We start from the raw sequence: 22,819 nt of genomic DNA, 5'->3' as shown, positions 1-22,819 counted from the left end.
GTGGACCTCATGCGCTCGGAGCGAGCGCCTGCGTATCGAAGGGGTCCACAACCGTCAAGGCACGAGGGAAGCCAGGCTTGTGGGCGGCCCTGCACGGGGGTAAGGGAGCCGGTCGTGAGCATACCGCGCCCCCCTCCCCTCCGGACCGGGCTTCCCGCCATCCACCAGGTGCTCCCTCGGCTCGCCTGGGGCGACGCCGTGGGCAATCAGGTGCGCTATCTCCAGGGCCTGCTGCGCCGCTGGGGCCACGCCTCCGAAATCTACGCCGACGCCTGGGACGACGCCTGCAAGGACCAGGTCCGCCCGATGCGCGACTACGCGCGGGAAGCGGACCGCGACGCCGTCCTGCTGGTGCATCACAGCTTCGAATCGCGGCTGGTGCCACGCATCGCGAAGAGCCCAGGCCGCAAGGTGCTCGTCTACCACAACGTGACGCCCGCGAGGCTGTTCGAGGGCTTCGAGCGGAAAGTGGCCGCCGCGTGTGACGCCGCCCGGGATGAACTGCTGGCGCTGCGACCCCACGTCGAAGCGGCCTTCGCCTACTCGCGCTTCAGCGCCGAGGAGCTGGTGGCCGCGGGCTACCCGAACGTCGCGGTGCTGCCCTTCGCCATCGACTGGGCGGCGTTCGACACGGCGCCGGACCCGGCGCTCCAGGCCGAGCTGGACGACGGCATGTCCAACATCCTCTTCGTGGGCCGCGCGGTGCCCAGCAAGAAGGTGGATGACGTGCTGCGCGTCTTCACCGCGTACCAGCGGCTCTACCAGCCCCGCAGCCGGCTCGTCGTCGCGGGCTACCTGCACCGGGATGGGGCCTACGGCGCCTATCTGCACGGGTTGAAGGACGTGCTGGGCGCCGAGCAGGTCCGCTTCCTGGGACGCGTCAGCGCCGCGCAGCTCTCCGCCTGCTTCGCCACGGCGTCCGCATACCTCTCCATGAGCCGCCACGAGGGCTTCGGCGTGCCGCTGCTGGAAGCCATGTACCGGGGCGTTCCCGTGGTGGCCTACGGCGCCGCCGCCGTGCCGGAGACGATGGGCGGCGCGGGGCTCGCCACGCGCTCGGACGAGCCTCGCGAGGTCGCGAAGCTGCTCGCCGTGCTGGACCGCAACGCCGGGCTGCGCGCGCAGGTCATCACCGCGCAACGTGAACGCATCGCCGAGCTGTCGCAGGAGGCCGTAGCCGAACAGGTCCGCGTCGCCTTCGAAGGCATCTGCTCCGGTACGGCGCCGCGGCGCCCGGCGGCCACGACGACTGCGGCCACCGTGGAGCTCGTCTGCCCTGGCTTCACCGTGCGGCCCGAGGAGCCAGCCTCGCGCCTAGCCTGCCGGTTGGCGGAGCGCCTGCCAGGTGCCCGGGTGCTTGCCCTGCGCCCGTGGGGTGAGGACGCGTCCCTGTCGCCGGAGCCCATCAGCGACGACGGTGTCGCGGTGACGCACTTCACGCCGGACCAACCGGTGGACTCAAACCCCAGGACGGCCCTACCGGGGTCCTCCGCGCTGGAGACGGCGGTGCGGGCTTCGAGCGCGCCCGTGGTGCTGCTGAGCGCGGACACGGTATCTGCGCAGACACTGCTGCCCCATGTCTCGGCGCGAGCCTGGGGCATCTGTGCACCTGCCAGCCAGCCGGCCCTGCTCGCATCCATTCGGGAGCATTTGGGTGGCAGGTTGGTGGTGGAGGAGCCGGCTCACGTCGAGACGGCATTGCAGGCACTGCTCACGACGCTGGCTTCAACGGGAGTCCTCCCACGTGCGACCTGAAGACCTCATCACGCGCACCCCCACGGCCGAGGCCGTGGCGCGCGAAACGCAGCAACTGCCCACGCCCTCCGATGAAGCCCAGGAGGCGCTTCGCCAGACGCTAGAGGCGGCGGCCCGTCCACCCACGCCCGCGCCCTGGCCCGCGCTGCTCCAGGAGGCGCGTGGGAAGATGGACAGCCGCTACGCGGAACCGGCGACCTCCCACCGGGGAGGCCTCACAGGCACGGCGCTCGTCCTGGCCAAGCGCGCCTTCCGCCTCACCTTCCAGCTCTTCATCAACGAAGTGCTGCGCAAGCAGGTGGAGTTCAACGAGTCCATCCTCGACGCGCTGGCCACGCTGCACGACGTGCAGCGTGAGCAGGCCCGTGCCCAGGCCGCATGGCGCAAGGAGTTGGAGCGTAGGCTGGCGAAGCTCGAAGCCACGGGCCATGTCACTGCCGAGCGCCACGAACCTGCTCCAGCGGGGACACCGAAGCGGCCTCCGAGACGAAAGCGCTGACAACGAAGGGCGAGCGTTGCACCGTTGAGGCCGAGGCACCGTTGAGGCGGGCCGCCGTTCGGGTGTATGCCCCGTCCATTCGGCGCTGTCCCTTCCCAAGGTCAGGTCCTTGCGAATCTGTCTCGTCTACAAAGAACTCACCGCCTTCGCTGGAAATGGATTCGGGACCTACGTCGCCCAGATGAGCCGAGCCCTCGTCTCCGAAGGCCACGAGGTGCACGTCCTCACGAAGGCCCACGCGGCCAAGCAGCAGGCCAAGGCACTCCTCTCCAATGTCCGCGTCCACGCCGTCGATGAGCGCGAGACGGACCTCCGAGGCGCGTTCCCACACGAAGCCCTTCGCCACGCGTGGTCGGCGTACCGGAGCGTCCTGGAGCTCCACACGCGCCATCCCTTCGACGTCATCGAATTTCCTGACACCGAAGGCGAGGGCTACTTCGCGATGCGCGCCCGGCGGACGCTGGGACACTTCCGCACCGCGGTCCTCGCGGTGCGTTTGCACGACTCCAGCCACGACCGGCTGTGGCTCAACCGAATTGCCGCGCTGGACATGGACGCCGCACAGGGGGAGCACATGGAGGACAGCGCCATCCGTGAAGCAGACCTCGTGCTCGCTCCCTCCGCGGCCGCCCTGGAACGTGCACGGATTCGGCTGGGCATGAAGGACACCGGTCTCGTGCTTCCGCCTCCCTTCCAGCCCCCCCCGCGCTCCGCCACCGCGCCGGCTGCAGGCGACAGCCCACCTCGAGTGCTGTACTTCGGAAGCCTGGAGTACCGGAAGGGCGTCCACCTGCTCGTCGAGGCCATGCAGTCCCTCTTCGACCGAGGTCTCTCCGCGGAGGTCCACCTCGTGGGCGAAGACACCCGCACCGGCCCTTGCGGACGCTCCATGCGGGACTGGCTGGAACAGCGCATCGCGCCCGCTTGGAGGAGCAGATTCCATTTTGGCCCCGGGCGTGCTGACTCCGAACTGGGCCCGGCCCTCACTGGCGCGACGGTGTGCTGTATCCCTTCCCGGTGGGAGGGCTTTTCCAACGTGTGCCTGGAGGCCATGGCGGCCGGAGCACTCGTGGTGGGCAGCGATGCCGGAGGCATGGTTGAACTCATCGAGCACGGCCACAGCGGTCTGCTCTTCCGGGCTGATGACTCCGCGCATCTGGCAGCCATGCTCGGCCAGGCCCTTTCCTCGTCCACGCTCCGCGCAGCTGCTCGTCAGGCAGCTCCTTCTCGCATCGCTTCGCATTGCGCGCCGTCGAGCTTCGTCCGCCGGTTCGAGGCCACAGTGGCGGATGCCATGCCGAGTCGCCACCCTGGCCCCATTGGCGCCGCGCCCCGCGCTACACCCGGCACCTCGCGCCATGTGTCCATTCTGGTGCCCTACTACAACATGGGGAGCTACCTGCCGGAGACGCTGCGCTCCATCCGTGCACAGACATTCACCGACTACGAAATCATCATCGTGGATGATGGCTCCACCGATCCGGATAGCATTGCCGTACTGGACGCGCTCGATGCAGCGGACGTCCGCATCCTTCGCAAGCCGAACGGAGGGCTCAGCTCGGCGAGGAATGTCGGGCTGCGCGCCGCACGAGGCCGGTACATCCTTCCGCTGGATCCAGATGATCTCATCCATCCCACATTCCTGGAGAAGGCCGTTGCGGTGATGGAGAGCACGCCAGGGTTGGCATACGTCTCCTCCCTCGTCTCCTACTTCGTCGACAGCCCGGACGCGCCGGTGGGTGGCTGGATTCCCTGGGGCACCGAGCGCGACGCCCTGCTTGCGGAGAACGTAGCCTCCACCTGCACCGCGCTGATGGAACGGCGGCGCGTGGAAGAGGTTGGTGGCTACGACGAATGGCTCACGGCCTACGAGGACTGGGACGTCTTCTGTTCCCTGGCGGAGCGAGGCCTCACGGGCTCCATCATCCCGGAGCCGCTCTTCCACTACCGGCTGCGTCCGGACTCGATGACTCGCAGCATGCGCGTCAACGACCGTTATGCGCTGATGGCCTACCTGTGCCAGAAGCACCCCACGCTGCCGCTCCACCCGGAGCGCGCACTCCGCATGCATCTAGGACGCGCCCACCGACAAGAAGCCAGCATCCGCATGGCCAACGCCGCCCCCGCTCCACTCCTGACGCAGGTCGCCGACAGGGTCAACAGCACACTCAAGCGATTCGAATCTGTTCATACCTTGGTTCGTCGCACCGCCCAACGACTACTCAACGACCCGGATGATTCCCGGCCGCTCCGTCACCAACTCCTCTCCAGACTTCGAGTCCGGCGCCCTCCCAGGGCCTCGTGAGGCATCCACTCAAAGCAATGCACACTCAAGCCACCCTCAAGTCCATCTACATGAAGTGGTCCGCCACGCTCCTCGTGGATGAGCCCTCACGGAATCGAGCCCTTCGGATGGGCGTCCTGGTCTGGGCCGCGGCGCTCTTTGCCGCGTTCCAGCCAGGGCTGATGTCTTCCGACTCCATCGACCAGTACACGCAGGGCCTCAATGGACACTACAACGATGTCCATCCACCTCTGGGCTCGTGGATTCTGGGCATCAGTGGAAAGCTGGTCGGCTCCCCCTGGCTCGTGCTCGCCATGCAGCTCCTCGTGATGGGGGCGTGCATGGCGGCACTCGTCAAGTCGTCGGACGCCACAAAGGGGCGTTGGGGGCTCCTCATCATGGGAGCATTCCTACTCACGCCCACTGTCTGGGCGCTCGCCGTCATCCTGTGGAAGGACGTGATGACCGCGACGGTACTCCTGGGTGCTGTCGCAGCACTCAAGTACCGTCGGCCAGCGATCGCACTCGTTCTTCTCCTGGCAGGCGTGGCATTCCGCCACAATGCACTCATTGCGGCAGTGCCGCTGGCAATCCCCGCCGTGGTTCAACTCTCACCTCAGACGTGGCGCCGACCTCAACAGTGCCTAGCATTCGTCATCGTGGTCGTGGGGCTCACATTCTCGCCTGCGCTCGTCAGCAGGACACTCAACTCCAATCGCGCCTGGGCCGCGGGCCAACTCTTCCTGTTCGACCTCTCGGGGATCTACGCTGCACATCCCGAGCTGGTTCCTCAGTCATTTCTATCCGGTGATACGTCCCCCGACGAAATCGTCCGAGCCTATTCGCCGCTTCATGTGGGCCACCTGTTTGCAGGGCACGGAGGAACACGCCCCATCATGTTCGGCTCTCTTGAGCCAAGACGTAAGGAGTTTATCGACGAATGGTCCCGGATGGTGCGCAAGTATCCCACCACCTGGATGCGCCACAGGCTGGACTCCTTCGCCGGGTTGGTTGGCGCCAGCCCTGGCCCCGTCTTCTATCCCTTTCACCACAGCATCGACCCCAACCCGTTCCAGCTTCGCGTGGCCAGCGAAGGCTGGATGTACAAACGCCTGCATGACATCAAGCTTCGGGCCGCGAACTCGCTCTTCTTTCGTGGCTGGTCCTGGCTGCTCGTGCTTTGCGGCCTGACTGTCGTGGCGCTGCGGTCTGTCCGACAAAAGCCAATTGCCTTCTGCACTGCGCTTTCCGGCTTGGGCTATACCCTCAGCTATCTCATCATTGGCATCGGCAGCGACTTTCGCTTCATCTACTGGTCAATCATCGCCACGTTCGCCACCCTGGCGCTGCTCGTCACCGAAGCGAAATCCCTACCTCACGACCTTCAGCACCCACCTGACACACCTGCCTGACGCCAACTCCGTCTCCAACCGCAAGAATCACCGCATTGCGATGACCCCTGTTCATTGAGAAAGGCCAGAGGCGAACAATGCGATTCCTGCCATTCCTTCATGATGCACAGTCGCGGGACAAGGTGCTTCACATCCAAGTCCTGCTTTGGGCAATAGCGCTCTATGCTGCATTCCAACCCGGCCTGATGTCCCCTGACTCCATCGACCAATACACCCAGGGACTCACCGGGAGCTACAATGACATTCACCCACCACTAGGTTCATGGCTCCTGGGCCTCAGCGGCAAGCTCACGGGCTCCCCCTGGTTGGCATTCGTGGGGCAACTGATTGGTCTGGGCATCGCCATGTCGTATCTGGCCCGTTCCTCCGACCCGGCCAGAGGGAAGTGGGGTCTGATCATCATGGGAGCATTCCTGCTCACTCCCACGGTATGGGCACTCGCTGTCGTCTTGTGGAAGGACGTGATGATGGCCGCAGCGCTGCTCGGAGCAGTCGCCGCGCTCAAGGTTCACCGTCCCGTTCTTGCACTGCTACTCCTTCTGGCGGGCGTGGCATTTCGTCACAACGCAATCGTCGCAGCCATTCCATTGGCAATCCCCACCATGGCCCAACTCGCGCCACATGGTTGGCGCTGGCCCCTGAAAATACCGGCGCTGGTCGTGATGATTGGGGGCCTTGCCCTTGTGCCTGCCCTGCCCAACCATCTGCTCAATGCCAATCGGGGATGGGCGGCGGGACAGCTATTCCTGTTCGATCTCGCAGGCATCTATACCGTCCACCCGGAGCTGTTACCGAGTTCATTGCTGGCAGAGAAGACCTCCGCGAAAGAACTGGCAATCAGCTACACGCCGACCCATGTGTGGCCGCTTTTCGGAGGAGCTGAAGGTGCGCGCCCCATTCCGTTCGACCCACTGGTCTTCCGGCGCCAGGAGTTCGTGGACGAATGGTTTCGGGTCCTCCGCGCGCACCCTACAACCTGGATGAAGCATCGGATTGCCTCGTTCCGGCACCTAACGGGCGCATTCGCGGGTCCCATGCCATTTCCCATCCTCCAGGACATCGATGCGAATCCATTCCACCTTCGCTCCCCCAGAGAAGGACTGGTGAACCAGTGGGCGCGCACCATTGAAAACTGGGCTGGCAAGTCGATCTTCTTCCGCGGTTGGGCGTGGCTCCTCGTGTTGGGCGCGTTGACCGTCGTGGCGCTGAGGCGCGTCAGGAGGACGCCGATAGCCTGCTGCACGGCCCTGTCCGGGCTGGGCTATGCGCTCAGTTATCTCGTCATTGGCATCGGCAACGACTTCCGCTTCATCTACTGGTCGGTCATCGCCACCTTCGCCACGCTGGCGCTACTCACAACCGAAGAGGCGCCCCCAGGAACCGAAGCGCAGCCTCGGCCTGGGTAGCGCCCCGTGCACATCAGGAGACCTTGGAAATCGTCCAGCGCAACGCGCTGTGAACCAAGGGCGCTCGCTTGAACAAGCCGTTGACGCGGTCCACCAGTGCGTAGCGCAGCGGCGAGCCCCCCCCACCTTCCGCGCTGTCACCCGGGCCGCTCCCAACGGCAGTAGCCCCCGCCACCTGCTTGAGGAGCGGATGCACGCCAGGCAACCGCTTCACCGCGGCGTTCATCCAGTCCACCACGTCATAGCGCAACGGACGCATCGCGGCAGACAACGCCTGGGCCACATCCACGGGCGCAAATGCATTCAAGGCGGGCGCGGGTGCGTGGAGGGTGCTGAACAGGTCCACCATCGCATCGCGCGAGTGTGCCAGCAGGCTGAACACACGCACCGAGGGATGCAGTGGCCCCTGCATCCCATCGAAGATGCCCACGAGGCGCTGGAAGAAGCGGCGCCGCTCCGCGTCCGTCAAGGGCGGGCGCTCGCTCCGCCGGGTGAAGACCTGGGCCTGGTTCGTCACCAGGAAACGGTGCCCACCCTGGACCCACCGGACGAAGAGCCCCCAGTCCTCATGGCTCAACAAGGCCTCGTCGTAGCCGTGCTTCTCGAAGAGAGACTTGCGAAGCAGCGCGGCGTGCGAGGACACGCGGTCCGCCACCAATGACAGGGACGGACAGTCGCCCAGGTACACGTCAAAATCCGCGAACCTGCGCTCCGCCAGGTCCTCGGCCCCATGGAAACGTCCGGAGGTTGGCGCCACCCCCGAAAACGCGGGCTGCGCCTCCAGCGCCGCCACCGCGTACTGGATGAACCCCGGAGCAAGGCAGCCATCCGAATCCAGCGACAGGACGTACTCGCCACGCGCGGCGCGGAGGCCCAGGTTGCGAGCCCCCGACAGGCCGCGGCGCACCGGAGAACGAATGACCCGGAGGTCCTGGGTGGTCGCCGCGGACTGCTCCAGTCGCGTCAGCACCTGAAGGTCGAAGCCCCCGGTCGACGCATCATCCACGACGATGACCTCCACCTCCGGGTACGTGCTGGCAGCGACACTGCGCAGCGCCTCCGGCAGGGAGCGCCCACGGTCCTGGTTGAGGATGATGACGCTGACCAGCGGCGTCCTGGTGGACGCAGCGGGCGCCGCGACGGGGGCCTGTGTCTCCCAGTAGGGCGTGCTCACGGTCCACTTCACCGGCTCGAGCCCGGGCGCCTCCAAGGCCTTGCGCAGGGTGGCCGCCAGGCCATCCACCGTGCCGTCGTATTTGTGGCAGTTGACGCCATCCACGAAGGGGCTGTCGTCGCCAAAGGCCGCGCACTCCGCGTTGAGGACCAGCCGCCCGCCCGCGACCGAGCTCTCGTAGGCCGTGAGGTTGAGCGACTCGAAGCGGGAGGTGATGGCCACCACCCCCGAACGCATCAGCACGTCCCGGTCCGGCCCCGGCTTCATGAATACGAAGCGGTCCATCAGGTCCGCGGGGACCAGCCCCTTGATTTCGGCCAGGTAGCTCGAATCAAAGGAATGGCACGCCAGCACGGCCTTGCCCGCGTACTCCGGCCACCCGCGCATCAGGAGGACGGCGGCGCGAACAAAGACATCGGGATGCTTGAGCGGCTGAATCTTCGTGATGAACACGAGGTTGCGCTGAGTCGCGGGTATCGGCGGCGCGGGCACGGGTGCCGCGTCCACGACCACGGGCGGAAACTCCACCCGGACCTTGCGCAGCCACTGTTCGTCGAACCCGTAGAACCGCTGGTTGATGCTGGCGATGCAGGGCAGGTGCGCCACCACCACGTCCGCGTCGAACAGCGCCTTCCGCTCGATCTCATACCGGCCGAGGTTCTCCACCTCGAGTGTGTTGGGCTCCAGCGGCATGAGGATGCCGCTGGTGGAGTGCAGCCGCACCGAAAGGGTCGTCTGGGCAAAGGCGAGCCCCAGGCGTTTCTCCTGGAGGCTGCAGAAGGCCCAACCGTGGAAGTCGATGAACTCGACGACGTCGAAGCGCAGCCCTTCCTGCTCACGCGCCTTGAGGTAGCGCATGAACTCCAGCGACTCCCCATGCCAGCGCGTGTCGCGGAAGGCCGACAGCGGCGGGTAGATGCCATGCGCGTCCGCGGCGCCCTGCTGGGGCTCTCGGTAGCGACAGACGTGCAGCTTCACCCGGTTGCCGAAGTACACCTCGACCTGCGCCGGCTGGAGCGGCACCGTCGCGGGGACCAGCACGTGGAACTCCACGTCCTCGGTCCGTCGCAGCGAATCCACGATGAGATTGTGCGTGAGGCGGCCAATGCCCCCTGCCGTGAAGGGGTAGAGCTCGTCAGTGACGAGGCAGACGCGGGTAGGACTCATGGCTGGGCGAACTCGAGGTAACGGTTGACGGCGTCGGCGCAGAGGATGCGGGTGTAGTCCTCCAGCATCTGCGCGTACTCGTCGGGAGCGCGGTCGCGAAGTTCGAGGACGCGGGACACCGCCGAGCGGATGTCACCGAGCGCCCCGGTCCCCGCGATCTGGACCATCTTCTGGAACGGGTGTTCATCCAGCTTGCCAAGCGAGATTGGCCCGGTGAGACACGCCACGCCGTGCGCCAAGCCTTCCAACGCCGTCATCGGCTGGCATTCGGAGAGCGAGACGTTGAGCAGCACGTCCGACTCTCGGATGAGGTGGAAGAGTTCGGCGCGTCCCAAGGGGCCCACGTTGACGATGGACGCGCGCAGCGGAATCTCAGGCGAGGACGCGAAGGCGCTGGTGACGAAGACCCGGTCGATCCGAGGCAGCGAGGCGGCCACGGAGACATTGGAGTAGAAGTTCTTCCACCAGTTGTTCGGCGTGGGCACCAGGGCCGCGCGTGTGGCGGGGGCCCGGTGGCGGCAGTCCTCGGGCGCGACGCGCGGCGGGAAGTTCAGCAGCACGTCCGGGTAGATGTGCGGCGACAACTGGTGCATCTGCGGTTTGACGCAGGCCACCCCGTCCAGCACCCCCTCCGCCTTCAGCGCCAGCAGCCGGCTGAAGCTGTTCAGCTCGACGTCGAAGTGGAACTGGGACGTGGAGCCATGCCACACACAGCTCAGCTTCAACGCACCGCCAAACACGCGGCGGAGCATGTGCACAACTTCAAGCGCATTGGGGGAGAAGCCCTGGAAGACGACAGCGCGTGCCCCCAGCGCCTCGCACGTCTCCACGATGCGCCGGTGGTCCGCCGCGGTCAGCGGGCGGCTGGCGGTGATACCAATCTTGTGTCCAGGCGCGTAGCCCGAGGCGGCGCGGATGCCGTACCACTCCTGATGGAAGATGTGGACCAGCCGGGCCAGCCGGGGCTCCGGGTGTGCCCAGCGCGTGTCCAGGGGCGCGTCGACCACCACGCCCTCGGTGACGACGACGTGCCCAGGCGACGTCGGCGCGGCCGAAGCCGCGGGTCGAAGCGCCTCCAGCGGCTCGCTTCGCAGCTGCGCCAGCTCGTCGGAAAGTGCCAGCAGGCGCTGCTTCCGGGCCGACCGCTGGAGTTCGACATCCAACCGCTCCTTCAGCTCCGAGACGCGCATGTCTCCCGTGCGCCCCGCGCCCCGCAGCGCCTCACCCGCCTGGAGCGTCCACTCGCGCAACCGGGGTAGCGACTGGACCTGGAGCGACTCCAGCGTCACTTCACGGGTCTCCTCGCGGGCGCGCTCCGCCGCCGAGAGGAGGAAGTAGCGACGCCGCTGGCCCTCATTGCGCTTGAAGACGTAGAGGTCGTGCGTCTCCATCAACCCGGAGCCGTAGTGCAGGTCCCATCCCGTGGGTACCAGCTCCGCATAGGGATGCAGCCAGCAGCCGTCGTGCCAGCCGTTGTCCCAGACGCCCACCGGGACGAGTTTGTTCTCCACCAGGCACAGCAGCCCTCCGGGCCGCACGAGCTTCCCCAGCGTGTCCAGCAACCCCGGAAGCCGCTCCGGAGGGTTGTGGATGAGCACGGAGACGGTGAACACGATGTCGAACTGGCGGCTCCCCACTGCCGTGAGCGCGTCCGGACCGCTCCAGAGCCGCTCCTCGACGGGCTGGAGCCCCACGGGCGGCGCGCTGCGCAGCGGCTCCATCATGGCCTCGGAGAAGTCGTAGCCGTGGTAGCGCACGCCCTCCAGCGACGACAGATAAGCCGCGTGCCGGCCGAAGCCGCAGCCAAACTCGAGCACGTCCAGTGGCCGTGACAGCGCGCGCTGTTCGGTCAACATGAGCGTGGTGAGCAGTTGCTCCTGCTGCGCATAGCCGCGGCTGCCGTGCTCCTGCCGGTTGCGGATCATCTCCCGGTATGTGTAGCCGCTGGTGGACTTCCAATACTGACTGCTTTCCGGCTCGTCCGAACGCGGCCCGTGGGAAGGGTCCGGCTCAGGCTCCGGAGCGATTCGGTGCTGGGTGCTGTCCCGCATGAGATATCCCTTCTGGCGCGGCCCCCCAGGGTCCGCGCGATTCCGCCGAAGCGACTGGCTTCACCCCACCTGCCTGGCAGGGTGCAGCTCGCTCTCCCCCGTCAGCAGGCCTGTCATGACTCGGTCAACCTCGGCCTCCCATGTCGTTCGACGAACCCGCTCCGCGGCATTCGCGCCGAGCCGCTGCCGGAGCGCGCCATCGGAAACGGCTTCTCGAAGCCGGGCCAGTACGCCACTCGGGGTCGGCTCGGCAAGCAGGCAGTTGTCGCCATGCGCCAGCAGCCATCGATTGGTGGGATTATCGTTCGTCACGACAGTGACACCGCAACCCATCATCTCCAGCGGCAGATAAGACGGGTGCCGGGTGAACATGAAACACAACCCGACATCACACTCGCGGTACAGCGCGGCCGTCCGTTCCGCGGGCAACATCCCCAGATTGGTGACCAGCCCCCGGACCCCATAGGCCTCCGGGTCCCACTCCGCTCCCGCGGCGAGCACCTCGACCGCCGGCCCCAGCTCCCGCTTGAGGCGGGCCAGGGCCGCAAGCCCCAGTTCGAAGCCGTTGCGCTCGTTGCCAGGCCGTCCATAGAAGAACACACGTACAGGCCCCTGGCGTGGTGGCCGGCGGGCGTGAAACAGCGTTCCATCCACCGCCGGCTCGAACCAGACACCGTCCATTCCATGCAGGTCCACGACGTGCTGGTAGAGGCCCGGCGTGTTGAAGATGCCGTAGAAGCCCAGGCCATACGTCTGCTCGGCCAGCGCGGAAGGCGTTCCCGCCGCGTGGAACAGCGGCTCGTAATCCTGAACGAAGTACCCGCGGACGCCGGCACGAGGGTGATGCAGCACGCGGTATGCGGAGGTCCACGCCGTGGCCAGCGCCAGGTCACAAGCGGGCAGCTCCGCCACGTCCTCCGGACGGCGCAGCACCCGCACCGCGCCCACCGCACCTGGGCAGATGCTCGCCACGCGCGCTTCGATGTCCCCGGGCCGAACAGTCGGCTGGTCGTAGATGACGAAGTCGCTGCGCACACCATGGCGGCGCTGCATCAGGTCCGCGAAGCGAAAAATGGTGTGGATGCCCGCATAGACGTGGCCGAACGCGGGCACGAACCATGTGGCGGTCTCCACCCTGCCCTTCGCGCGGAGCGCCACCAGGGCCCCCGGCGCCGACTCGCGCGCGGACCGTGCCTGCTCCGGCGTGAAGTCCCAGGCATCCAGGTGCTCCACCAGATGACGCTGAGCCCGGGCGCGCTGCTCACCCCTCACGTCCTTCGCACTGGGCACGTCCCGCCCCAGGGTGCGCACCGCGAGCGAGTCCCCGTCCTCCAGGTGGCGGCGAAGGCCGCAGTCCGTGGCGGTCAGCGTGAGGTGTGGATTGTAGAAGGGGTCGCCTTTGGGTCCCAGCCAGGGCCGGTAGGCCGCATACGACAACCAATAGTCCGCCTCCGGAATGGCGTCCGCGCGCCGGCTGGCGGACTCATGATGGATGAGCCGAGTCTGCGCCGTGCACACGACGCGCAGCCCCTTCGTGTTCAGCCGCAGGCCCAACTCCACGTCACTGCCACACACCTGGAAGCGCTCATCGAAGCCCCCCAGCGACTCGAAGACCTCGCGGCGGAGGATGACGCACGCACTGGTGACGGACAGCCAGTTCCGGGTCCACTCCGTGTGTCCAAAGGGTGTGGAGATGGGGCCATCTGGCAGCCGCCAGAAGGGATGCCCCGCGAAGCCCGTCATCCCCACCACGACGCCCGCGTGCTGCACGGTGCCTTCGGGGAAGAGCAGCTTGCACCCCACCGCGCCCACCTCGGGCCGCTGGGCTTGCGACACGAGCTCGTCCAACCAGGCAGGGTCCACCACCTCCATGTCGTTGTTGAGGAAGAGCAGCAGCTCCCCGGTGGCCTGCTTCGCGGCCCAGTTGTTGATGGCGGGGTAGTTGAAGGGGTGGTCCCACGTCAGCTTCACCAGCCGCGAGTCCACCCACTGCTCCAGCAGCGCGAACGTCTCCGGACGCGTGCTGTTGTTGGAGACGAGCAGCACCTCGAAGTGAGGATACCGGGTGTGAGCCAGCAGGCTGTCCACCAGGGTTCGCAGCAGGTCCGGACGGTCCTTGAAGGGAACGATGATGGAGACCTTCGGCGTGCCCCGCACCGGATAGCGGACCCGGTACTGCATGGGCGCCGGGCTCGTCACCTCGGCGACCTCGCCCTTGCGCTCCAGGTGCGCCATCAACGCCCGCACACCCGCCTTCGTGGCCTCGACATTCCCTGGGGAAGGCGTCAACGCCGCACGCCCGTGGTACAGCGGCTCCGGGAGATGGCCGATGCGTGCGGAGGCATCACTCAGCCGCAGCACCAGGTCATGGCCCTGGGCGCCGTCGAATCCCTCGCGCAGGCCCCCCACCCGCTCGAGCATCCCGCGACGGACCACGAGGAAGTGGCCCACATAGTTCACGGAGCGCATCAGGTCGGGAGACCAGTCCGGCTTGAAGAAGGGCGACGTGCGGCGGCCGTCCGCATCCCGTTGGTCCTCGTCCGTGTAGAGGACGTCCAGTTCGGGCTGCTCCGCGAATGCCAGCGCGACCTCGGCCAGCGCGTGCGGCGCCAGCGTCGCATCCGGCTCCAGGAAGCCCACCAGGTCGCCACGCACCGCCGCGAGCCCTGCATTGGTAGCCCGGGCGATTCCACCAGATGCGGAGGTGACAACGCGAATGCGCGGCTCCCGCGCCGCTGCCTCCCGAAGGAGACTCGCGACATGAGGCGCCTTGCTGGCGCCATCCACCAGCACCCACTCCCAATCGGCATACACCTGGGACGCCACCGAGCCCAGGCACTCGCGCAAGAAGGACTCAGGTGTGTCGTGGACACGGGTGACGAGCGACAGCCGGGGCCGCTCCGCCAGCCGCGACACAGCCTCACGCGCCGCAGCGATGCGCGCCGGTTCGCGCGACTCACACCAGGCGGGATAGTCCGTCAGCGCCGGAGGCTGCGGAGGCGCCGTCCGCGTGCCCAACAGGTTGGCGAGCGCGAGTACGGACTCGGAATTGAAACGGGCCTGGCGCCGCAGCACCTCGCCCCACAGCACGTGAGTCGCCTTCAGTGCCCCGGGCAGTGCGCGGCCGGCCTGCGGCTCCCGCAGCGCCTCGACCTCTGCCACCACGCGCCGCGCTTCGGCCTCCGCCGGCGCATTCAGGCCCGCCGCCACACGGATGGCGTCCACCATGGCCAGGTTCCACCGGGCTTGCCCTTCCAGTACGGCTTCCAACACCGGGCCCAGCGTGAGGAGATAGCCCCGCTTGGCGAAGCCCACCAGCGCGCCCGCCACGCGCCCGCGGTGCGAGCCAACTCCCCACCGGGTGGGCACCGCCAGCGGCTCCAATTGCGCCACGGCCCAGGACGTCACGTCATCACGCAAGCCCAGGGCCCGGTGCACCGTCAGGTACTCCAGCACCCGCACCAGCGCGCGGTTGAAGCGCCCCTGCGGGCGCAGCATTTCAATGTGGAAGGGCGCGAGCCCGTTGACGAAGGCACGTTTGGCGGTCGTCACCAGCTTGCCGCCACGCGCCCGGTGTGAGGCGGGAACGGAGAACGCACCCGGGTCCGCCAGCCGCGCGGCCTCCTGGAGCGAGGACAGGCCCTGCCCCCCTTCGGGAAGCGCGCGGTGGAGGTGTTCCGTTGCCAGCCGCAAGGCGCCTTCCAGCGCGCTGCGCTCATCACACTGCTCGGGGAGGCACGGCTGGCGCTCCTCCAGGACCTTCCGGAGGGCAGCCACCATCTGCGCGAACTCCCCCGGACCAGGCGCCTCCGCGGGCCCCTGTGTCACTTCAGCCCACTTCTGCCACATGGCTCACCTTTCCCCGTGGGTTCTGGCGCGCTCCCAGTGCTTCATCCCACCACCACGCGCTGGGGTGTGCCCGAAGCACACGGGACACCCGACTGAGCCTCCAGCCCCGCCTCCACCAACCACCGGTGCGGAGGCCGGAACACGCCCTCGTCCTCGTCCTCGGAGACCACCTTGAACACACAACGCGCGGACGAATCCCCTTTCGAGGACCGGGCCGACACCACCAGCGAATACTCTCCGCCCAGGACGCCCAGTCGCTCAATCAGGAAGCGCAGCACGCCTTGAGACGGCATCCGCGAAAGCACCACCGACTCGCGGCGAGTGCTCGTCTCGTAGAGGGTTCGCCCGTCCGCGGCTTGGAGCCGCACCTCGAAGTCCACGTCCTCGCAGGCCTCATCCACCGCGAACGCCGCGCGTACTTCCACGCCCTGCTCAGGCGACAGGAGCTCCAGGGGTGCACCTTGCGCGTCCGTCAACTGAACGCTGTGAATGCGAACGGGCCCTTCGGAGGGAAGCGTCGCGGCCGGCACCTGCGGCAGCGCCCCGCCGCCCTCCGTCAGCGCCGGGGGCGTGAAGGCAGCGGACTGGGCCTCGGCCAGGGAGATGGCCTCGCGGTACTCGGCGGTGACCTCCGAGGGCTTGCCTACGCGGCGGACGTAGCCGCCATCAATCCACGCAGCCAGGTCGCACCAGCGCTCCACGGTGCCCAGCTCGTGCGTCACCAGGACGATGGTCTTCCCCTGACGCTTGAAGTCCATCATCTTGGCGAGGCTCTTCTTGCTGAAGTGCTCGTCCCCGACGGCGAGGATTTCGTCGATGATGAGGATGTCCGGGTCCACGTGCGTGGCCACCGCGAACGCTAGGCGCATGTACATGCCACTGGAGTAGGTGCGCACCGGCTCGTCGATGAACTCGCCCAGCTCACTGAAGGCGATGATTTCATCCATCCGGGCCCGGACCTCGGCGCGCGTCATGCCCAGGATGATGCCGTTGATGAGGATGTTCTCCCGTCCGGAGAAGTCCGGATGGAAACCAGCGCCCAGGTCCAGCAAGGCGGAGATGCGACCGTTGATCTGCAGGTCGCCGGAGGTGGGCGTGTAGATGCCCGTGATGAGCTTGAGCAGCGTGCTCTTCCCCGAGCCGTTCCGCCCGATGATGCCCACCGTCTTGCCCTTGGGAATGGCGAGGTTGATGCCGCGCAGCGCAGTGATGAGGCTCGCATCACGCGCCTGGCGCTTGCCGCGCAACCAGCGAAGCAGCTCGGATTTGAAGGTCGTGTACTCGCCCCGGATGGTCCGCTTCCGGAAGCTCTTCACGACGTCCTTCAGGATGATGGCGTCCATGGGTTCAGTCATACCGACGCTCAGATGGACTCCGCGAACTCTTCGCGGCGGGATTCGAAGATGGACGAGGCGCCCCACAGCAGCACCACGGAGACAGCCCCCAGGGCCAGCAGCGGTCCGGAATCCGGAAGCCGGTGTTCGTAGAAGATGGCCTGGTACGACGCCATGAAGCTGACCATGGGATTCAGTGCCATCATCAGCGTGCGGACGTTCTCATCTTGAATCGTCGAGAACGGATACAACACGGGCGTGGCGAAGAACCACAGCGTCAGCAGGTTGCTGACGATGTGCTGCAGGTCCCGGAACGTCACGTTGATGGCGGCCAGGATGTACGCCAGCGCCAGCGTGAAGATGAGCTGGATGAGCACCACCACCGGGAACATGACGACATGCCAGGTCGGCCACTGTCCGTAAGCCATGCCCAGCCCCAGCATCAGCGGCAGTGAGAGGACGAAGTTGCAGAGGTTGGTCACCACCACCGTGGTGGGCAGCACCTGGGCGGGGAAGCGGACCTTCGTCAGCAGATCTCGCCGGTCGCTGATGGCGCTGGCGCCGCTGGCCAGCGAGGTGGAGAACCAGATCCACGGCAACAACCCCGTGAACATGAAGAACGGGAAGTTGGGGATGTTCTGCCGCATCACCACGGTGAACAGCAGCACGTACACCAGCATGTGGAGCGTCGGATTCAGGAACGTCCACAGGAAGCCGAGGAACGAGCCGCGATAACGCGCCTTCAGTTCCCGCTGGACGAGGCTGATGAGCAAGCCCCGGTACTGATACAGTTCACGGACGAGCCGAATCATGAGGGGGCCTTCTATAGCAGGGCCGCTTGCTGTTGCGAGGACGCCCGGCGCCCCGGCCCCACTCTGCTGACGCCCTCGGATGGCTGCTCATTTGAAGAGCAAGCCATCAACCGAGCGAATGTCCGGCCCTGGCTCCAGCGCCTGAGCCACCAGGACACCGGAAAAACAAAAGGCCCTCTGGCTTCCCAGAGGGCCTCAATTTGGAGCGGGAAAAGGGATTTGAACCCTCGACCCTCGCCTTGGCAAGGCGATGCTCTACCGCTGAGCTATTCCCGCGTCAGACCCTGCAAACTAAAAGGCCCTCTGGGTTTCCAGAGGGCCCGATTTTGGAGCGGGAAAAGGGATTTGAACCCTCGACCCTCGCCTTGGCAAGGCGATGCTCTACCGCTGAGCTATTCCCGCATCAGGTACCGCACTTCCGTCACCGTCGTGTGACCGCCGGGCCGGAAGTGAGGTGGGGTATACAGAGCCCTTCCGGACCCGTCAAACACTTTTCGTGGGGTCAGGCTCCCCCCCACGCTTCGCCAACATGGCCAGGAACGCCCGGAAGTACACCACCGCGCTCCACACCGAGAAGGCACCAGACAGGTAGACGAGCACCTGGCCCACCAGGTTGTAGTCCACCGGCACGGAGAAGGTGCCGAACTCCAGTGGATGCACGTAGTGGACGCAGAGCGAGATGATGCCCACCAGTTGGAGGGACGTCTTCCACTTCCCCTCCTGGCCCGCGGCGATGACCATGCCCTCGCTGGCCGCGATGGTGCGCAGTCCGCTGACGATGAGCTCCCGCGCCAGCAGGACGATGACGACCCACGCGGCGATGCGCCCCAGCCGCACCATCATCACCAGGGCCGCCATGGCGATGAGCTTGTCGGCCAGCGGGTCCATGAACTTGCCGACCACGGTGATGAGGTTCCACTTCCGCGCGAGGTAGCCATCAACCACGTCGGTGATGGCGGCCACCGCGAAGACGAGCCCCGCCAGCAGCGAGTTGAGGGGGTCCGCGTCGTAGGTCAGCCACACGAAGAGCGGAATGATGAGGATGCGCCCCAACGTGAGCATGTTGGGCAGGTTCCAGAACTCCTGCACCAACACGCTGGGCTTGCGCGCCGCGCGCTTCCGGGCGCGCTCCTCTCGCTTCCGCTGTTTCCGCGCCGCTCGGTCCGTGGCCATGGCAGGGGCCCTTCTAGCGGACACCGAGGGCGATGAGGGCAAAACCTTCACCGCCCAGCTCCACCGCCGCCCGCAGCGGCTCCCCAGAGGGGGACTTGAGCACGGGCACCATGCGCGGCGTGAGGTTGCCCTGCCAGCCCACCAGGTGCGTCAGCGGCACCGTCACCGGCTGCTCCTGGCGCACCGCCACCGCGCGCAGCGGCCCCGGGAGGCTCAAGAGCACCTGGCCCTGCCCTCGCAGGTGCACCAGGTCCAGGTCCGGCGCGATGTCCGACGGAACCCGTCCGTTCTCGAACATGACCGGCTCCTCGAAGGCGAACACGCACTCGTCGCGGAAGTACGCGGAGTCCTCGCCCAGGTCCACCGCCAGGAAAGTACGGGTCGCGGCCGGCTCCAAATAGAGCACGCCCTGCCCCCGGGCACGCACCATCCGCGCCGCCCCTTCCCCGAATGACTTGTCCGTGGCCCGGCCCCGGAACCGCTTCATCTCCGGCTGGAAGGAGAGCTGCCCCGCCAGCGCCACCAGGCCATCCAGGCGCGTCAGGAGCTCCCCCTCCACCGTCACGGTGTAGCAGCCCGGCCCCGCGCCGAAGGGCCGCGACGCCTCCGCGCCGGGAAGGACGACCGCGCCGGCGAGTTCGGCCAGCGACGACCGCCCGCCGTCCGGAGCGGGTGAGGACTCCGGCGCCGGAGACGTGGGCGCCAGCGACGTCGCGGGCATCTTGCGCAGATGCAACCGCGTCAGGGGCACGGGCGCCGGCGGCACGCTCGTGGCCACCGCCTCGGAGGTCTCATCGAAGGTCGACTCGGGAGGCGCCTCCCGCGCCACGCCACTGTCAGCCGTGGCTTCCGTCGCCTCGGACGCCGAGGCGTCGGACAGGGCACTGGGGCCCTCGTCTTCGGCGAAGCGAATCTCTTCTTCTTCCTCCGGTTGGGCGCCGGGCGGCGGCTCGGCGACACGGGGCTCCACCGGCGCGCTGCGGGGCGGCGGTGGCGTGGCGGCGGCGGCCGGCTTCGCGTAGCTCTCCCCCGCGATGGCGCGAGACATCTTCTCCGCCATGACGTCACTGCCGGCGAGCAGGAAGTGCTCGCGGGCGCGGCCGTACTCGCCCATCTGCGCCAGGGTGAGGCCCAGGTAGTTCTGGGCCTTCTGGTGCTCGGGGGCCAGGTCGGTGGCCGTCTCGAACTCGCGCGCCGCGCGCTGGAGCGCGGACGTCTTCAGGTACACCAGGCCCAGGTTGACCCGCAGTGTCGGGTCCACCGGGTTGTCGCGCACCAGCATCTCGTACAGCTCGGCCGCCCTGTCGTACAGGCCGAGCTTGAAGTAGCAGAGGCCCAGCAGGTTCTGCGCCTTCTCCATGCGGGGCTGGAGCTGGTGGGCACGCTCCAGGAACGGCTGAGCCTCGTGGACCCTGCCTGCGGCCAACAGCTCGCCACCGCGGGAGAGCTGCTGGAGGAACTCATCATCAGCGGGGCTCGTCTCCCCCCGCCCCTTCGCGCGCGTCGTCATTCTGGGATGTGGGCTCGCTGGGGCCGCTCGAGACGGCCGCCTCGCGCTCCTTGTAGTGGTAGTAGAGCTTGAGCACCTTGCGCACGTACCCCTGCGTCTCTTCGTAGGGGGGCACCTTGCCACCGTAGCGCTTCACCGCTTCGGGGCCGGCGTTGTACGCGGCAACCATCTTCACCATGTCGCCGTCGAACATGTTGGCGAGCACGCGCAGGTAGCGCACGCCGCCCTCGATGTTGTCGCGCTCGTTGAAGATGTCCTTCACGTACATGTCCGTCGCCGTGGCCGGCATGAGCTGCATCAGCCCGCTGGCGCCCTTGTGGCTGAGCGCGTTGGGGTTGAAGTTGCTCTCGGTGTGCATGATGGCGCGCACGAGCGCCGGCGGGATGCGGTAGCGCAGCGCCGCGGCGGTGATGTGCGGATCCAACTCCGGCGGGGTCCGCTTGCGGCCCACCACCGGCGTGTTCTTCGCGGGGGCCTTGGTGAACGTGCCCTTCAGCGTCTTGGCCCGCTTGCTGCCCGAGGGCTGCACGTTCGTATAGATGATGGTGCCGTCCTTCTCGACGTACCGGTAGATGGCATCCGCCCCCGCCGACAAGGGCAGGGCCAGCACGGCGACGGAGAGGAACGCGGAATAGGCACGCATATCGGCCCACGAACCTTAGACATCCGCGGGAAAGTCCTCAAGAAAACGCCTTGTTTCCAGCACTTACAGTCGTTAAGGCTGCTCACCATGCCCCATCGGTTCGATTTCCTCGTCCTGGGAGGCGGCGTGGCGGGTCTTTCGTTCGCCCTCCAGGCGGCCCGCCATGGCACGGTGGCCATCCTCACCAAGCGCGACCGGTTCGAAAGCAACACGGCCTATGCCCAGGGCGGCATCGCCAGCGTGCTCGCGCCCCCTGACACCTTTGAGGCCCACATCGAGGACACGCTGGTGGCGGGTGCGGGGCTGTGCCACCGCGACGCGGTGGAAGTCACGGTGAAGGAAGGCCCCAGCCGTGTGCAGGAACTGGCGGACCTGGGCGCGGAGTTCAACCGCCGCATCACCGGCGAATTCGACCTCACGCGCGAGGGGGGCCACTCCGCGCGCCGCATCATCCATTCGGGCGACATCACCGGCCGCGAGGTGCAGCGCGCGCTGCTCGCCGCGTGTGACGAAGTCCCCAACATCACCTTCTTCCCGCAGACGGCCGCCATCGACCTCATCCAGGACCGGCGCGTCCCCTCCCCTGGGGTCAGCCGGTGTCTGGGGGTCTACGCCCTGCTGGAGGACGGCGTCATCGAGCGCTTCCTGGCCAAGGTGACGGTGCTGGCCACCGGCGGCGCTGGCAAGGTGTACCTGTACACGTCCAACCCGGACGTGGCGACGGGTGACGGCGTGGCCATGGCGTACCGGGCGGGCGCGAAGGTGGCGAACATGGAGTTCTACCAGTTCCACCCCACGTGCCTCTACCACCCGGAGGCCAAGAGCTTCCTCATCAGCGAGGCGCTGCGTGGCGAGGGCGGCAAGCTGAAGCTCAAGAGCGGCGCGTCCTTCATGGAGCGCTACCACCCCATGGGCGCGCTCGCGCCGCGTGACGTGGTGGCGCGTGCCATCGACGCGGAGATGAAACGCACAGGCGACGACTGCGTCTACCTGGACATGACGCACCTGGGGCGCGCCTTCCTCGCCGAGCGCTTCCCCAACATCTACGCCACCTGCAAGGCGTTCAACATCGACATGGCGGTGCAGCCCATCCCCGTCGTCCCGGCGGCCCACTACATGTGCGGCGGCGTGGTGACGGACCTGGAGGGACGCACCAACGTGCCCAGCCTGTACGCCATCGGCGAAGTCACCTGCACGGGCCTGCACGGCGCCAACCGGCTCGCGTCCAACTCGCTGTTGGAAGGGCTCGTCTTCGGCCACCGCGCCGTGCAGGTGGCCGCCGAAGAAGTGCGCTCCCAGCCCACTCCCTCCGAGGACCCGCCGCCCTGGGATTCGGGCAGCGCGGTGGAGTCGGACGAGAGCGTCGTCGTCACCCACAACTGGGACGAGATTCGCAGGCTCATGTGGAACTACGTCGGCATTGTCCGCACGGACAAGCGGCTGATGCGCGCGCGGCGCCGGCTGGAGCTGCTGCGCGAGGAGATTCGCGACTACTATTGGCGCTTCAAGGTGACTCGCGACGTCATCGAACTGCGAAACATCGCCGACGTCGCCTACCTCATCGTCGACTGCGCCAGCCGCCGCAAGGAGAGCCGCGGCCTCCACTACACGCTGGACTACCCGCACCCGGACGACCACCGCTGGCTGCGAGACACCGTCGTGTCCAGGGAGCCGTGAGCCCGAATGTCCTCCCGTCCACGACGCATTCTCGATGCCCCCTCCTCCGCCGCCTCGGGCGGTGAAGGCACCG

The 22,819-nt window shown here is 67.1% G+C and carries 14 protein-coding genes and 2 tRNA genes; 6 read left to right on the top strand and 10 right to left on the bottom strand.

Translation table 11 applies throughout. The features are described 5' to 3' along the window. Window positions 1-114: 114 nt before the first annotated feature. From FL344_RS08340 to FL344_RS08320, 5 genes are all read left to right on the top strand, one after another. Window positions 115-1,755: a glycosyltransferase gene (locus tag FL344_RS08340; RefSeq protein ID WP_141618122.1), complete on the top strand. Its 1,641-nt coding sequence runs from the start codon at window positions 115-117 to the stop codon at window positions 1,753-1,755. Continuing rightward, window positions 1,745-2,254, top strand: coding sequence for a hypothetical protein (locus FL344_RS08335; protein ID WP_141618121.1), 510 nt, complete (start codon window positions 1,745-1,747; stop codon window positions 2,252-2,254). Before FL344_RS08340 ends, FL344_RS08335 begins: the two co-directional genes overlap by 11 nt. A 181-nt stretch (window positions 2,255-2,435) precedes the next feature. Further along, the gene (locus FL344_RS08330) at window positions 2,436-4,559 is read left to right on the top strand and encodes a glycosyltransferase (protein ID WP_255508177.1); all 2,124 of its coding nucleotides are present in this window, start codon (window positions 2,436-2,438) and stop codon (window positions 4,557-4,559) included. A gap of 107 nt (window positions 4,560-4,666) precedes the next feature. Further along, complete coding sequence (locus tag FL344_RS08325; RefSeq protein WP_228564864.1) at window positions 4,667-5,950, top strand: hypothetical protein; 1,284 nt, start codon at window positions 4,667-4,669, stop codon at window positions 5,948-5,950. Between the two features lie 77 nt (window positions 5,951-6,027). Beyond that, the gene (locus FL344_RS08320; RefSeq protein WP_141618118.1) at window positions 6,028-7,356 is read left to right on the top strand and encodes a hypothetical protein; all 1,329 of its coding nucleotides are present in this window, start codon (window positions 6,028-6,030) and stop codon (window positions 7,354-7,356) included. Window positions 7,357-7,369: 13 nt separating this feature from the next. On the opposite strand, the gene FL344_RS08315 is transcribed toward FL344_RS08320, so the two are convergent. The 10 genes from FL344_RS08315 to FL344_RS08270 form a co-directional block, all read right to left on the bottom strand. Beyond that, window positions 7,370-9,697 carry a glycosyltransferase gene (locus FL344_RS08315; RefSeq protein WP_141618117.1) on the bottom strand — a complete coding sequence of 776 codons (2,328 nt, stop codon included), beginning with the start codon at window positions 9,695-9,697 and terminating at the stop codon, window positions 7,370-7,372. Beyond that, on the bottom strand, window positions 9,694-11,748 hold the full coding sequence (locus tag FL344_RS08310) for a class I SAM-dependent methyltransferase (protein ID WP_141618116.1): 2,055 nt from the start codon (window positions 11,746-11,748) through the stop codon (window positions 9,694-9,696). Before FL344_RS08310 ends, FL344_RS08315 begins: the two co-directional genes overlap by 4 nt. Window positions 11,749-11,808: 60 nt before the next feature. After that, window positions 11,809-15,597, bottom strand: coding sequence for a glycosyltransferase (locus tag FL344_RS08305; RefSeq protein WP_141618115.1), 3,789 nt, complete (start codon window positions 15,595-15,597; stop codon window positions 11,809-11,811). Window positions 15,598-15,638: 41 nt separating this feature from the next. Then, window positions 15,639-16,952 carry an ABC transporter ATP-binding protein gene (locus tag FL344_RS08300; RefSeq protein ID WP_141618114.1) on the bottom strand — a complete coding sequence of 438 codons (1,314 nt, stop codon included), beginning with the start codon at window positions 16,950-16,952 and terminating at the stop codon, window positions 15,639-15,641. 8 nt (window positions 16,953-16,960) lie between these two features. Then, the gene (locus FL344_RS08295; RefSeq protein WP_090494237.1) at window positions 16,961-17,743 is read right to left on the bottom strand and encodes an ABC transporter permease; all 783 of its coding nucleotides are present in this window, start codon (window positions 17,741-17,743) and stop codon (window positions 16,961-16,963) included. A 201-nt stretch (window positions 17,744-17,944) separates the two neighbouring features. Then, a tRNA-Gly gene (locus FL344_RS08290) sits at window positions 17,945-18,019 on the bottom strand. Between the two features lie 51 nt (window positions 18,020-18,070). Continuing rightward, window positions 18,071-18,145 (bottom strand) — tRNA-Gly (locus FL344_RS08285). An 81-nt stretch (window positions 18,146-18,226) separates the two neighbouring features. Further along, the gene (gene pgsA, locus FL344_RS08280) at window positions 18,227-18,916 is read right to left on the bottom strand and encodes a CDP-diacylglycerol--glycerol-3-phosphate 3-phosphatidyltransferase (protein ID WP_141588777.1); all 690 of its coding nucleotides are present in this window, start codon (window positions 18,914-18,916) and stop codon (window positions 18,227-18,229) included. Window positions 18,917-18,929: 13 nt separating this feature from the next. Beyond that, window positions 18,930-20,426, bottom strand: coding sequence for a tetratricopeptide repeat protein (locus FL344_RS08275; RefSeq protein WP_141618113.1), 1,497 nt, complete (start codon window positions 20,424-20,426; stop codon window positions 18,930-18,932). Continuing rightward, entirely contained in the window at window positions 20,383-21,069 is a 687-nt protein-coding gene (locus FL344_RS08270; protein ID WP_141588775.1) for a lytic transglycosylase domain-containing protein, read from the bottom strand. Before FL344_RS08270 ends, FL344_RS08275 begins: the two co-directional genes overlap by 44 nt. Window positions 21,070-21,156: 87 nt before the next feature. Between FL344_RS08270 and nadB the strand changes: the two genes are divergently transcribed. Beyond that, the gene (nadB, locus tag FL344_RS08265) at window positions 21,157-22,746 is read left to right on the top strand and encodes an L-aspartate oxidase (protein ID WP_090494243.1); all 1,590 of its coding nucleotides are present in this window, start codon (window positions 21,157-21,159) and stop codon (window positions 22,744-22,746) included. Window positions 22,747-22,819: the final 73 nt, after the last annotated feature.

The organism is Myxococcus sp. AB036A (assembly GCF_006547355.1).
Taxonomy (GTDB): domain Bacteria; phylum Myxococcota; class Myxococcia; order Myxococcales; family Myxococcaceae; genus Myxococcus; species Myxococcus virescens.
This window is presented reverse-complemented; position numbering and strand designations above follow the sequence as displayed.

Coding starts and splice junctions, on each gene's coding strand:
- FL344_RS08330 (WP_255508177.1), top strand. CDS start 2,436: ATGAGCCGAGCCCTCGTCTCCGAAGGCCACGAGGTGCACGTCCTCACG.
- FL344_RS08325 (WP_228564864.1), top strand. CDS start 4,667: ATGGGCGTCCTGGTCTGGGCCGCGGCGCTCTTTGCCGCGTTCCAGCCA.
- FL344_RS08320 (WP_141618118.1), top strand. CDS start 6,028: ATGCGATTCCTGCCATTCCTTCATGATGCACAGTCGCGGGACAAGGTG.
- FL344_RS08315 (WP_141618117.1), bottom strand. CDS start 9,697: ATGAGTCCTACCCGCGTCTGCCTCGTCACTGACGAGCTCTACCCCTTC.
- FL344_RS08310 (WP_141618116.1), bottom strand. CDS start 11,748: ATGCGGGACAGCACCCAGCACCGAATCGCTCCGGAGCCTGAGCCGGAC.
- FL344_RS08305 (WP_141618115.1), bottom strand. CDS start 15,597: ATGTGGCAGAAGTGGGCTGAAGTGACACAGGGGCCCGCGGAGGCGCCT.
- FL344_RS08300 (WP_141618114.1), bottom strand. CDS start 16,952: ATGACTGAACCCATGGACGCCATCATCCTGAAGGACGTCGTGAAGAGC.
- FL344_RS08295 (WP_090494237.1), bottom strand. CDS start 17,743: ATGATTCGGCTCGTCCGTGAACTGTATCAGTACCGGGGCTTGCTCATC.
- pgsA (WP_141588777.1), bottom strand. CDS start 18,916: ATGGCCACGGACCGAGCGGCGCGGAAACAGCGGAAGCGAGAGGAGCGC.
- FL344_RS08275 (WP_141618113.1), bottom strand. CDS start 20,426: ATGACGACGCGCGCGAAGGGGCGGGGGGAGACGAGCCCCGCTGATGAT.
- FL344_RS08270 (WP_141588775.1), bottom strand. CDS start 21,069: ATGCGTGCCTATTCCGCGTTCCTCTCCGTCGCCGTGCTGGCCCTGCCC.
- nadB (WP_090494243.1), top strand. CDS start 21,157: ATGCCCCATCGGTTCGATTTCCTCGTCCTGGGAGGCGGCGTGGCGGGT.